At 72.4% G+C, this 12193-nt stretch carries 10 protein-coding genes and 2 pseudogenes; 9 read left to right on the top strand and 3 right to left on the bottom strand.

Annotation, left to right across the window (positions count from 1 at the left end):
* The first annotated feature begins 142 nt into the window (after window positions 1–142).
* From ABZS71_RS19765 to mutM, 4 genes are all read left to right on the top strand, one after another.
* On the top strand, window positions 143–766 hold the full coding sequence (locus ABZS71_RS19765; RefSeq protein WP_355846501.1) for a YceD family protein: 624 nt from the start codon (window positions 143–145) through the stop codon (window positions 764–766).
* 2 nt (window positions 767–768) lie between these two features.
* On the top strand, window positions 769–942 hold the full coding sequence (rpmF, locus tag ABZS71_RS19760) for a 50S ribosomal protein L32 (RefSeq protein WP_009714764.1): 174 nt from the start codon (window positions 769–771) through the stop codon (window positions 940–942).
* A gap of 19 nt (window positions 943–961) precedes the next feature.
* The gene (rnc, locus tag ABZS71_RS19755; protein ID WP_356211743.1) at window positions 962–1810 is read left to right on the top strand and encodes a ribonuclease III; all 849 of its coding nucleotides are present in this window, start codon (window positions 962–964) and stop codon (window positions 1808–1810) included.
* A gap of 165 nt (window positions 1811–1975) precedes the next feature.
* Window positions 1976–2893 (top strand): bifunctional DNA-formamidopyrimidine glycosylase/DNA-(apurinic or apyrimidinic site) lyase, encoded by a 918-nt coding sequence (mutM, locus tag ABZS71_RS19750; RefSeq protein ID WP_356211741.1) that lies wholly within the window; start codon window positions 1976–1978, stop codon window positions 2891–2893.
* Here the strand turns inward: mutM and ABZS71_RS19745 are convergent.
* Together ABZS71_RS19745 and ABZS71_RS19740 are read right to left on the bottom strand one after the other, a co-directional pair.
* Window positions 2818–3060, bottom strand: a pseudogene (locus tag ABZS71_RS19745) (winged helix-turn-helix transcriptional regulator); the annotation flags it as partial. The gene mutM and the pseudogene ABZS71_RS19745 sit on opposite strands and share 76 nt — an antisense overlap.
* A gap of 183 nt (window positions 3061–3243) precedes the next feature.
* Entirely contained in the window at window positions 3244–4107 is an 864-nt protein-coding gene (locus ABZS71_RS19740) for a CAP domain-containing protein (protein WP_356211737.1), read from the bottom strand.
* Between the two features lie 271 nt (window positions 4108–4378).
* Here ABZS71_RS19740 and ABZS71_RS19735 point away from each other — a divergent pair, with 271 nt between their 5' ends.
* The 4 genes from ABZS71_RS19735 (at window position 4379) to ABZS71_RS19720 (ending at window position 11345) form a co-directional block, all read left to right on the top strand.
* Window positions 4379–4660 (top strand): acylphosphatase, encoded by a 282-nt coding sequence (locus ABZS71_RS19735; protein WP_355846300.1) that lies wholly within the window; start codon window positions 4379–4381, stop codon window positions 4658–4660.
* Between the two features lie 373 nt (window positions 4661–5033).
* On the top strand, window positions 5034–5240 hold the full coding sequence (locus ABZS71_RS19730) for a hypothetical protein (protein WP_355846303.1): 207 nt from the start codon (window positions 5034–5036) through the stop codon (window positions 5238–5240).
* A 237-nt stretch (window positions 5241–5477) separates the two neighbouring features.
* Window positions 5478–9707 (top strand): AAA family ATPase, encoded by a 4230-nt coding sequence (locus ABZS71_RS19725; RefSeq protein ID WP_356211734.1) that lies wholly within the window; start codon window positions 5478–5480, stop codon window positions 9705–9707.
* A 219-nt stretch (window positions 9708–9926) separates the two neighbouring features.
* Window positions 9927–11345 carry a sugar porter family MFS transporter gene (locus tag ABZS71_RS19720; RefSeq protein ID WP_355846309.1) on the top strand — a complete coding sequence of 473 codons (1419 nt, stop codon included), beginning with the start codon at window positions 9927–9929 and terminating at the stop codon, window positions 11343–11345.
* Between the two features lie 75 nt (window positions 11346–11420).
* Here ABZS71_RS19720 and ABZS71_RS19715 read toward each other — a convergent pair.
* Window positions 11421–11525: pseudogene (locus ABZS71_RS19715) on the bottom strand (LLM class flavin-dependent oxidoreductase); the annotation flags it as partial.
* Window positions 11526–11757: 232 nt separating this feature from the next.
* Here ABZS71_RS19715 and ABZS71_RS19710 point away from each other — a divergent pair.
* A complete protein-coding gene (locus ABZS71_RS19710; protein ID WP_355846312.1) occupies window positions 11758–12156 on the top strand; it encodes a hypothetical protein in 399 nt (132 codons plus the stop codon).
* The last annotated feature ends 37 nt before the right edge of the window (window positions 12157–12193 follow it).

The raw sequence follows: 12193 nt of genomic DNA, 5'->3' as shown, positions 1-12193 counted from the left end.
CACCCCTCCACCGGGCGGATTGGGTCTACGGCGGCCCGTCCAGTATCCTGGCTCTTCGGTCGCGAGTACGTCCGCGATCCAGGCTGCCCGCTTCGCACCATGTGATCGGGTGGCTCGCCGCAGCCGTAGAAAGCAGGAAGCCCTGAACGCCCGCCTCGACCACCGCGCCCCCCTCGTGTTCGACACGCGCGAGCTGGGCCGTCGTCCCGGTGCGCTCAAAAGGCTCTCGCGGACCGTGGCGGCCCCCAAGGAGCTCGGCATCGAGGTCATCGGGGTGCGGGAGGGCGCGACCGTGGAGCTCGACCTCCGCCTGGAGTCGGTCATGGAGGGGGTGCTTGTCACAGGCACCGCCCGTGCGCCGCTGACAGGGGAGTGCGTAAGGTGTCTGGAGCCGCTGGGGCGTGAGCTCGAAGTGGACTTCCAGGAGATGTACTCCTACCCCGACGCCGACGACCGGAGCCGCTACGCGGAGACCGGCGACGACGCCGAGGAGGAGGACACGCTTTTCCTCGAGGCCGACCTGTTCGACCTCGAGCCCGTGCTGCGCGACGCGGTGGTGCTCGCACTGCCGCTGCAGCCGGTGTGCCGGGAGGACTGCCCGGGGCTGTGCGCCGATTGCGGTGCCCGGCTCGCGGACGACCCGGACCACCATCACGACGCCGTCGACATCCGTTGGGCGGCACTGCAGGGACTCGCCGAGGCCAATCAGGACGGCGAGACGGAAAACGCACCCCGCCAGCGCGGGGATGACTCACAGGAGAAGTAGCCGTGGCTGTTCCGAAGCGGAAGATGTCGCGCAGCAACACGCGCCACCGCCGGTCGCAGTGGAAGGCTGCGGTCCCCACCCTGGTGGCGTGCGAGCGCTGCCACGAGCCGAAGCAGCAGCACATCGCGTGCCCGAGCTGCGGCACCTACAACCGCCGCCAGGTCCTCGAGGTCTGATCGGCGGGTGACAGGCTCTATGTCAGACGCCACTACGCCTCCGCGTAAGCGCGGTGAAGCGGTCCAGGCGGACACGGCCTCGTCCCACACGATCCTGGAAGGGCGGCTCGGGTATCAGCTCGAGTCCGCCCTTCTGGTGCGTGCGCTCACCCACCGCTCCTTCGCGTACGAGAACGGCGGGCTGCCCACCAACGAGCGGCTGGAATTCCTCGGGGATTCGGTGCTCGGCCTGGTGGTCACCGACACGCTGTACCGCATCCACCCCGACCTGCCCGAGGGCCAGCTGGCCAAGCTGCGGGCCGCGGTGGTCAACTCGCGCGCGCTCGCCGAGGTGGGCCGCGGCCTCGACCTCGGCGCCTTCGTCCGGCTCGGCCGGGGCGAAGAGGGCACTGGGGGCAGGGACAAGGCATCCATCCTCGCCGACACCCTTGAAGCGGTGATCGGCGCGGTCTATCTCGACCGGGGGCTCGACGCTGCCGCGGAGCTGGTCCACCGGCTCTTCGACCCGCTGATCGAGAAGTCCTCGAATCTCGGTGCCGGCCTGGACTGGAAGACCAGCCTCCAGGAGCTGACCGCCACCGAGGGGCTCGGGGTCCCCGAGTACCTGGTCTCCGAGACCGGGCCCGACCACGAGAAGACCTTCACGGCTGCCGCCCGCGTCGGTGGTGTCGCGTACGGCACCGGCACCGGCCGCAGCAAGAAGGAAGCCGAGCAGCAGGCGGCCGAGGCCGCCTGGCGCGCGATCCGCGCGGCTGCCGACGAGGCCTCCGCCGTCAAGGCGGCGCAGGCCGACGCCGACGCCGGGGCCGAGTCGGCCGCCGGAGAGAGCGGGACCGCCGCCGGCACGGCCTCCACCACGGCGCGCTAGCACGTCACGGCTCCCCGGGCCCCGTCCCGGGGAGCCCCCGCCCCGGATCCCGGAGCCGCCCAAGGGCGGTCCCGGGGTCGGGGGCCGCCCCGTCCGCGTGGCGGGGCCGCGTACGCTCCGGGCGCGCCCGGAGCTGATATCGGTCACACCTCCCAAGGAGACACGTTGCCCGAGCTGCCCGAGGTCGAGGTGGTCCGGCGCGGGCTGGAGCGCTGGGTCAGCGGCCGCACCGTCGCCGACGTCCAGGTGCTGCACCCGCGCGCGGTCCGCCGTCACCTCGGCGGCGCGGAGGACTTCGCGGCCCGCCTCGCCGGCCGCCGCACCGGGACCGTCCGCCGCCGCGGCAAGTATCTGTGGCTGCCGTTCGAGGACACCGCCGAATCGGTCCTGGCCCACCTGGGCATGAGCGGGCAGCTGCTGGTCCAGCCCGCCGACGCCCCGGACGAGAAGCATCTGCGCATCCGGCTCCGCTTCGCCGACGACGTGGGCACCGAGCTGCGCTTCGTCGACCAGCGCACCTTCGGCGGTCTCTCGCTGCATGACACCGTGCCCGGCGACCTTGAGGGCCTGCCGGACGCCATCGCGCACATCGCCCGCGATCCGCTGGACCCCGCCTTCGACGAGGCGGCCTTCCACACCGCGCTGCGCCGCCGCCGTACCACCATCAAGCGCGCCCTGCTCGACCAGTCGCTGATCAGCGGCGTCGGCAACATCTACGCCGACGAGGCGCTGTGGCGCGCCCGGCTGCACTACGACCGGCCGACGGCGACCCTCACCCGCCCCCGCAGCGCCGAACTCCTCGGCCATGTGCGCGAGGTCATGAGCGCGGCGCTGGCGGTCGGCGGCACCAGCTTCGACAGCCTCTACGTCAATGTGAACGGCGAATCCGGGTACTTCGACCGCTCCCTGGACGCGTACGGCCGGGAGAACGAGCCGTGCCGCCGCTGTGGCACCGCGATGCGCCGCCGCCCCTGGATGAACCGCTCCAGCTACTTCTGCCCGCGCTGTCAGCGCCCGCCGCGCCCGGCGGCCACGCCCCGCCCGGCCGGCGTCTCACCGCTCGTGGCGCGCGTTCCGTCGTAGCGCTCCTGGGCCGTCAGCACCTCCGGCATCCGCACCTCGACCAGGTTGATCAGGGCCAGCAGCCGCTCGGCGACCACGTGGCCCAGGGCGGTGAGCCGGTAGTCCGCGCGCGGCGGATTGGTCGGCTGCGCCTCGCGGTGCACCAGCCCGTCGCGCTCCAGCGCGTGCCCACCTCGGCCGGCGCGTCGCCGAGACCGCGCGGACGTATCGGGCGGGCCGCTCCGCCGAGGCCGCCTGAGCGGCGCCGTGCGGGCGGCGGGCGTGAAGTCGTACGGGCGTACAAGCCCCGGGTGCGGGCGTACGGAAGCCCCGGGGCGTGTCCGAAAAACGCCCCGGGGCTCCGCCCGGACTCAGCGGCCGAACTCCTGGGTCCACCAGGGTCCGCCCGGGCCGAAGTGCGCGCCGACGCCCATGGTCTTGTACGAACAGTTGAGGATGTTCGCGCGATGGCCGGAGCTGTCCATCCAGGAGTCCATGACGGCCTGCGAGGTCATCTGGCCGCGGGCGATGTTCTCGCCGCCCAGGTCCAGGATGCCCGCGCTCTGGGCGCGGTCCCAGGGGCTGTCGCCGTCCGGGCTGACGTGGTCGAAGAAGCCCCGCAGGGACATGTCGTCGCTGAAGTCCTGGGCCAGCTGGCCGAGTTTCGGGTCGGCGGTCACGGGAGAGCAGCCGACCTTGGCCCGCTCCTTGTTGACCCGCGCGAGGACCTGCTTCTCCACGGCCGACTCCCGGCCGCCCGGCTTCGCCGTGCTCGTGTCCCCGGGCGGCTCCGTCGTGGGCGTATCGGCCGGGGGAGAGGCCCCGTCGTCCGCGGAGCCGGAGCCGGAGCCGGAGCCGTCGCTGCCACCGTTGCCCTTGCTGCCGCCGTGTCCGCCGCTGCTTCCGCTGTCGCCGTTTCCGGCGCTTCCACCGGGCCGTGCGGAGTCGGAGGAGCCCGGAGGCTTCGGCGGGGTGGTGGAGGGCGTCCTGGAGGGCGTGGAGGGCTTCTTGGAGGGAGTTGTGGAGGGTGCGTGAGGGCGGTCGTGGCCGCGGCTCGCCGGTATCTCGCTGCGGCCGGTGGGGGACGCGGACTCCGATCCCTGCGCCTCCAGGCCCGAGCCCGCGGGCCCGCCCGCCTGTACCTGGCCGGCGGAGTCATTGCCCCCGCCGAGGTCGCCTCCCGGAACCAGTCCGGAGGCCATCGCCACCGCGCCCACCGCTACAGCGGCGGACACGCCCAACAGCCCGGTCCGTACCGGAGCGAGGGGGCTCCGGCGCGCGCCCCGATGGCGGCCTGTGGTGGCCGCGGGCACCGCGGGACCAGGGGCAGATCGTCGATGGCGGCCCATCTCCTGCCTTCCTTAATGTGCTCGGCATCAATATGTGTCACTCGTGTGGGCGAGTAATGAATCACTCGTGTGGGTGAGTCTTATTGAGCCGGGACTGTACGCCATCGGGCCCCGATCTCGCGTGCTCGGTGGCCAATTCGCCGGTTAGCGTTCATCTATGAACGACACAGTCCGCCTCACCGCGTGGGTCCGCGGTCATGTCCAGGGCGTCGGCTTCCGCTGGTACACCCGGGCCAACGCGCTGCGCATCGGGGGCCTCGTCGGCTTCGCCTCGAACCTCGCCGACGGACGGGTGCAGGTGGTCGCGGAGGGCCCGCGCACGGAATGCGAACAGTTGCTCGATTGGCTGCGGGACGTCGACACGCCCGGACGCGTCGACGGTGTCACCGAGATCTGGGACACACCTCGCGGCGGCTACGACACCTTCGAGATCCGCTGACCGGGGAGGGCCGAATGGGTCCCCTCCGGCACCCCTCTGACCACGCCCTCCGTGCGTGCCATGAGCAGAAACCGGCTGATGGTTGCCAACGGCGCCGCTCCGTGCAAGGCTGCGGAGTCACGGAAGATCTTTCGATCGCCACGGGTCCTTTGGAGAGGGCGGCGCAGCCTGCCGCCGGTGCGCTCTCGACCCCTGCGGTGGCGGCCGACGTGTGATCGTGTTGACCCTCAAACCAATTGGTGAGACGCTGGAAGCCCCGCGCACCTTAACTGTTTGCCGCGCAGCACGGTAGTAATTTCGGCAAGCTCGCGGGTGCGAACCCTCACGACCCACACCGCTTCGGTCGGTCACTCAGTGTGGAGGACCATCCATCATGGCAAAGGCGCTTCTCGGTTACGTCGGCGGTTCCGACCCCCGAGTCCTCGCCGAGATGCGACGGCTTCAGCAGCGCGTCCAGGACCTCGAATCCGAGCTCATTCGGATCCAGTCCGAGAACGACGCACTGTCCGCCGCCGCTCACCACGGCGACTCGCTGCTCGAAAGCATCGACGTATCCCAGGCGGAGCCTGCGCTCGCCTGACCCAGCCCCAGGGCCGGTCGGGCTGCATCGTCAGCCGCTTGAGAATCTTCAAGGGACGCCTCGGCGTCCCTTCGTCGTTTCCGTCGCGTCTTCCGGCTTCCCTTACCGACTGATGTGCCCCTCCCCCTCACCAGTGAAACCGATCACTCGTGAAACCGGGAAAAAGCCGGGACGGGTCCGCGGCGCCACGTCCGCGCGACGGTGCCGCAGGAAGGGCGCCGGGTAGAGTCCAAAGGCGTGCATCTCAAGAGCCTGACCCTGCGAGGCTTCAAATCCTTCGCCTCCGCCACGACGCTCCGCTTCGAGCCGGGTATCACCTGCGTCGTCGGCCCCAACGGCTCGGGCAAGTCCAATGTCGTGGACGCCCTTTCCTGGGTCATGGGGGAACAGGGAGCCAAATCCCTGCGCGGCGGGAAGATGGAAGACGTCATCTTCGCCGGCACCACCGGCCGCCCGCCGCTCGGCCGCGCCGAGGTCTCGCTCACCATCGACAACGCCGATGGCGCGCTGCCCATCGACTACGCCGAAGTCACCATTACGCGGATCATGTTCCGCAACGGCGGCAGCGAATATCAGATCAACGGGGACACCTGCCGGCTCCTGGACATCCAGGAGCTGCTCTCCGACTCCGGCATCGGCCGCGAGATGCACGTCATCGTCGGCCAGGGCCAGCTCGACGGCGTGCTGCACGCCGACCCGACCGGCCGCCGGGCCTTCATCGAGGAGGCCGCGGGCGTCCTCAAGCACCGTAAGCGCAAGGAGAAGGCGCTGCGGAAGCTGGACTCGATGCAGACGAATCTCGCCCGGGTCCAGGACCTCACCGACGAGCTGCGGCGCCAGCTCAAACCGCTCGGCCGGCAGGCCGCCGTGGCCCGCCGGGCCGCCGTGATCCAGGCCGATCTGCGCGACGCCCGGCTGCGGCTGCTCGCCGACGACCTGGTGACCCTGCGCGCGGCGCTGCGCGCCGAGGTCGCCGACGAGGCCGCGCTCAAACAGCGCAAGGAGGCCGCGGAGGCCGAGCTGCGCGCCGCGCAGCAGCGCGAGGCGGCGCTGGAGGAGCAGGTACGCCGGCTGGCGCCCCGGCTGCGGGACGCCCAGCAGACCTGGTACGAGCTCTCCCAGCTCGCCGAGCGGGTGCGCGGCACGATCAGCCTCGCGGACGCCCGGGTCAAGAGCGCCACCGCCGCCCCCGGCGAGGAGCGGCGCGGCCGCGACCCGGAGGACATGGAGCGGGAGGCGGCCCGCATCCGGGAACAGGAAGCCGAGCTGGAGGCCGCCCTGGAAGCGGCGAGCCGCGCCCTGGACGACACCGTGGAGCACCGCGCCGAGCTGGAGCGCAGCCTGGCGCACGAGGAGCGCCGGCTCAAGGACGTGGCCCGTGCCATCGCCGACCGCCGCGAAGGGCTCGCCCGGCTCCAGGGCCAGGTGAACGCGGCCCGGAGCCGGGCCGGTTCGGCGCGCGCCGAGATCGAGCGGCTGGCCTCGTCCCGGGACGAGGCGCAGGCGCGCGCGGTCGCCGCGCAGGAGGAGTACGAGCAGCTCAAGGCCGAGGTCGACGGACTCGACGCGGACGACGCGGAATTGGCGGAGCGCCATGAGGCCGCGAAGCGCGAGCTGGCCGAGGCGGAGGCGGCGCTGAGCGCGGCCCGCGAGGCCGCGACGGCCGCCGAGCGCGGGCGCGCCGCGACCGCCGCCCGCCATGACGCGCTGGCGCTCGGCCTGCGCCGCAAGGACGGCACCGGCGCCCTCCTCGCCGCCGCCGACCGCCTCACCGGCCTTCTCGGCCCCGCCGCCGAACTCCTCACGGTCACCCCGGGCTTCGAGGTGCCCGTCGCCGCGGCCCTGGGCGCCGCCGCCGACGCGATCGCCGTCAGCGACCCCCACGCCGCGGCCGAAGCGATCCGGCTGCTGCGTCAGCAGGACGCCGGCCGCGCGGCCCTGCTGCTGAACGGCGCGGCGCCCCCACCGGCCGCCGCCGTGCCGGGCAGCCGGTCCGAGGCCGTGGACGACGGCTCCCTGCGGGGGCCGTCCGCTGCCGGCGACGGAGACGACGCCGACCGATCCGGTCCGGGCCTGTCGGCCGGGCCGGGCTCTCCCGCCGCCTCGTCCGCGCCGGAGCCCGACCAGGCCGCGGTCCCGGGGCCGGAGGGCGCTGGGGCGGCGAGCGTGGCCGCAGACGTGGCCGGTGGGCGCGGGCCGGGAGAGCCGGGCGGCCCTCCCGAGCAGCGCGTCGCCTCCGACCCCTCCGCCCCGGGCGGCCCGGCGGACACGTCCTGGGGCGTCGGCGACGGCGCTGCTGTCGTGCCGGGCTCCTCCGACGCTTCGCCCGCGCCGCTCGGGCGGGCCACGGCCGAGGTCGCGACGGCCCGGGGCCCGGGCCCGGTGGCCGCGGCTCCGGGGCCGGATGGCGGGGGTGCGGCGGGCCCCGCCGACGGCAGCGGGCCCCTGGAGTCCGCCTCGCCGCACGCGGGGTCCGAAGGCCCGGCCTCCGCCGTCGGCGGGCCGCCCGGTCACCTCGCCTCCGTGCGGGTGCCGCACTCCTCCGCCGAGGGCGGGGAGGACGCGGAGGCGAACGGCGCGGTGTCCGCCGGGGCGGGCGTCAGCCTTCCGGGGGCCAGGAGCGGGCCCGGCCCCGCCGACGGGCCGGCTCGGGCGGCGGATCTGGTGGACGGGCCCGCGGGGCTGTTGGCCGCCGTGCGGCGGTTGCTGGACGGCGTGGTGGTGGTCGGGACGCTCGAGGACGCCGAGGAACTCGTCCGGCGGCGACCGGAGGTGACGGCGGTGACCGCCGAAGGCGATCTGCTCGGGGGCCACTTCGCGCAGGGCGGGTCCGCCGGGGCGCCGAGCCTGCTGGAGGTGCAGGCGTCCGTCGACGAGGCGGCGGCGGAGCTGGAGGAGCTCGCCGTACGGTGCGAGGAGCTGGCCGGGGCGCAGCGCGCGGCGGAGGAGCGGCGGACCGAGTGCGGGGCGCTCGTCGAGGATCTTGCGGCCCGGCGCAGCGCGGCCGACCGGGAGAAGTCGCAGGTCGCGCAGTCGCTGGGGCGGCTGGCCGGGCAGGCGCGCGGGGCGGCGGGGGAGGCCGAGCGGACGGCCGCGGCCGTCGCGAGGGCCGAGGAGGCCCTGGAGCGGGCGGCCGAGGAGGCCGAGGAATTGGCGGAAAGACTGGTGGTGGCCGAGGAGGAGCCGGGCGAAGAGGAGCCCGACACCTCCGTACGGGACCGCCTGGCGGCCGACGGCGCCAATGCCCGGCAGACCGAGATGGAGGCGCGGCTCCAGGTCCGCACCCATGAGGAGCGCGTCAAGGGGCTCGCGGGTCGGGCCGACGCGCTCGACCGGGGCGCGCGCGCCGAGCGCGAGGCGCGGGCGCGCGCCGAGCAGCGGCGCGCCCGGCTGCGCCACGAGGCACAGGTGGCCTCGGCCGTGGCGGCCGGCGCCCGGCAGCTGCTCGCGCATGTCGAGGTCTCGCTGGTGCGGGCCGCCGAGGAGCGGGACGCGGCGGAGCGCGCCAAGGCCGAGCGCGAGCGCGAGCTGGTGGCCGAGCGCAATCAGGGGCGCGATCTCAAGAGCGAGCTGGACAAGCTGACCGATTCGGTGCACCGGGGCGAGGTGCTGGGCGCGGAGAAGCGGCTGCGGATCGAGCAGCTGGAGTCGAAGGCGCTGGAGGAGCTGGGCGTCGAACCGGCCGGGCTGATCGCCGAATACGGCCCCGACCAGCTCGTACCGCCGTCCCTTCCTGCGGAAGGGGAGGTGCTGCCGGAGACCGCATCCGATAGCGGCTCCGCCGCGGGGGAGCATCCGCGCCATCAGCCGGTGGCTTACGTCCGGGCGCAGCAGGAGAAGCGGCTGAAGGCGGCGGAGCGCGCGTACCAGCAGCTCGGCAAGGTCAATCCGCTGGCGCTGGAGGAGTTCGCGGCGCTGGAGGAGCGGCACCAGTTCCTGAGCGCGCAGCTGGAGGATCTGAAGAAGACCCGGGCCGATCTCCTCCAGGTGGTCAAGGAGGTCGACGAGCGGGTCGAGCAGGTCTTCACGGAGGCCTACCGGGACACCGCGCGCGAGTTCGAGGGGGTCTTCTCGCGGCTGTTCCCGGGTGGGGAGGGGCGGCTGGTGCTCACCGACCCCGACGACATGCTGTCCACCGGGGTGGATGTGGAGGCCCGGCCGCCGGGCAAGAAGGTCAAGCGGCTGTCCCTGCTGTCGGGCGGTGAGCGCTCGCTGACCGCCGTGGCGCTGCTGGTGTCGATCTTCAAGGCGCGGCCGAGCCCGTTCTATGTGATGGACGAGGTCGAGGCGGCGCTGGATGACACCAATCTGCAGCGGCTGATCCGGATCATGCAGGAGCTGCAGGAGGCCTCCCAGCTGATCGTGATCACTCACCAGAAGCGGACGATGGAGGTCGCCGACGCGCTGTACGGCGTATCGATGCAGGGCGACGGGGTATCCAAGGTCATCAGTCAACGCTTGCGGTGACTGCTTCAATACTTGAAGTCAAGGGTCTGAGCGGCGTGTCGACGCCTAAGGACAACTTCTTAGTCACAGCCTATTGACTTCGAAACTTGAAGGAATAGTCTCTGCAACGTTGCTTTTACCTTCAAGTGGTGGCCGACCTCTCGGCTGAGCCTCCGCTGGAAGGGCCAGCCAGCCCCCCACGTCCGGCAGCGTTGCCGGGCGGGCCAACAGGAGTTCACGTTGACCACCACCGTGCAGGCGCAGGGGTCCGAGGGCCGTAAGGCCCAACCGGACCATCTCGGCCACGTCATCTTCATCACCGCCGCCGCCGCGATGGGCGGCTTTCTCTTCGGCTACGACAGCTCGGTGATCAACGGAGCGGTCGAGGCCATCCGTGGCCGGTACGACGTCGGTTCCGCGGCCCTCGCCCAGGTCGTCGCCGTCGCCCTGATCGGCTCGGCCATCGGCGCCGCCACCGCCGGCCGGATAGCCGACCGCATCGGCCGGATCCGCGTCATGCAGATCGCCGCCGCCCTGTTCACCGTCAGCGCGGTCGGCTCGGCGGTGCCCTTCGCCCTGTGGGACCTCGCCATGTGGCGAGTGCTCGGCGGCGTCGGCATCGGCATGGCCTCCGTGATCGGCCCGGCCTACATCGCCGAGGTCGCCCCGCCCGCGTACCGCGGCCGTCTCGCCTCCTTCCAGCAGGCCGCGATCGTCATCGGCATCGCCCTCTCCCAGCTCGTCAACTGGGGCATCCTCAACGCCGCCGACGGCGACCAGCGCGGCAAGATCGCCGGCCTCGAGGCCTGGCAGTGGATGCTCGGCGTCATGGTCATCCCGGCCGTCGTGTACGGGCTGCTGTCCTTCGTCATTCCCGAGTCGCCCCGCTTCCTGATCTCCGTGGGCAGGATCGACCGGGCCAAGAAGGTCCTGGAAGAGGTCGAGGGCAAGACCGTCGACCTCGACGTCCGCGTCGACGAGATCGAGCGGGCGATGCGCAGCGAGCACAAGTCGACCTTCAAGGACCTGCTCGGCGGCCGCTTCGGTCTGCTGCCCGTCGTCTGGATCGGCGTCGGACTGTCGGTCTTCCAGCAGCTCGTCGGCATCAACGTGGCGTTCTACTACTCCTCGACCCTGTGGCAGTCCGTCGGCGTCGACCCGAGCAGCTCGTTCTTCTACTCGTTCACCACGTCGATCATCAACATCCTCGGCACCGTGATCGCGATGCTCTTCGTCGACCGGATCGGCCGCAAGCCGCTCGCGCTGATCGGCTCGGTGGGTATGGCGGTCTCGCTCGCCCTGGTGGCCTGGGCCTTCTCGGCGAACCTGGTCGACGGCAAGCTCCCGCACACCCAGGGCGTCCTGGCCCTGATCGCGGCCCACGCCTTCGTGCTCTTCTTCGCCCTCTCGTGGGGTGTGGTGGTCTGGGTGCTGCTCGGCGAGATGTTCCCGAACAAGATCCGCGCCGCCGGCCTCGGCGTCGCCGCCTCCGCCCAGTGGATCGCCAACTGGGCCATCACCGCCAGCTTCCCGAGCCTGTCGGACTGGAACCTGTCGGCGACCTACATCATGTACACGGCCTTCGCCCTGCTCTCGATCCCCTTCATCCTCAAGTGGGTGCCGGAGACCAAGGGCAAGGCGTTGGAGGAGATGGGCTAAACCCCCCCGCCGCCCACTCCTCGTACAGGAGAACTGCCCCGCCTCAGTCCTTGAGGCGGGGCAGAACTCGTTCCGCTCGGCGAACGCCGCCATCTCGACGGCGGCGCGGTACCGCTCGGACAGGGTGCGCGGCGTGGCGGCGGGATCGACGAGGTTGAGGCGTACGACCGTGACGGGCATGGCGGATGTCCCCTTCGTCCTGGGCGGCCCCCGGAAGCCCCCGACCGTAGCTGACGGGCCGTCATATCACCACGGTCATGGGCCGGACACCGTGGTACGGACCTCCGGCACAGGCGGACACACGGGCGCGGCCGGGGCGGATGACTCATGCGCCTGGGACGCGGGGCGGCTGATCGTAAAACCCGGTCCGCCGAGGGCGGCCGGAATCCGGACCGCCGTACGAGGAGGGCGTGTGACGATCAGCACGGGGGAACCGCTCATCACCAGGGCCGACATCGACGACCTGGTCACCAGGGTCCGGCTGAGCGCCGGCGACACCAGGGAACTGGAAGCCGCCGGGGCCGCGCTCTTCGCCGCCGACGGCCCAGGTCCCGCCGACGCACAGCTCATCCGGCAGCGACTGCTGGTGACCGCGCTGCACCACGGCGGCACACTGCTCGCCAAGCTGCTCAGCCGGCTCAGCCCCCGCGAGACCGCGATGGTGCGCCGGTACGCACACCGGCTCGCCAACTTCCTGGACACGCTGGAGACCTGGGCGGCGCAGCCGATCATGCTCGCCCTGATGCGGTTCGGACTGCCCTACGGGGAGGCCGAGACCATCGCCGTCGCCGTACTCACGCTCGTCTGGTGAGCACCCGCGTCCACCACGCCAAGGCCGCTCGATACGG

Source organism: Streptomyces sp. NPDC005393 (assembly GCF_040606675.1).
Taxonomy (GTDB): domain Bacteria; phylum Actinomycetota; class Actinomycetes; order Streptomycetales; family Streptomycetaceae; genus Streptomyces.
Note: the sequence above shows the minus strand (reverse complement) of the source record. Positions and strands in the feature narration are given on the sequence as shown.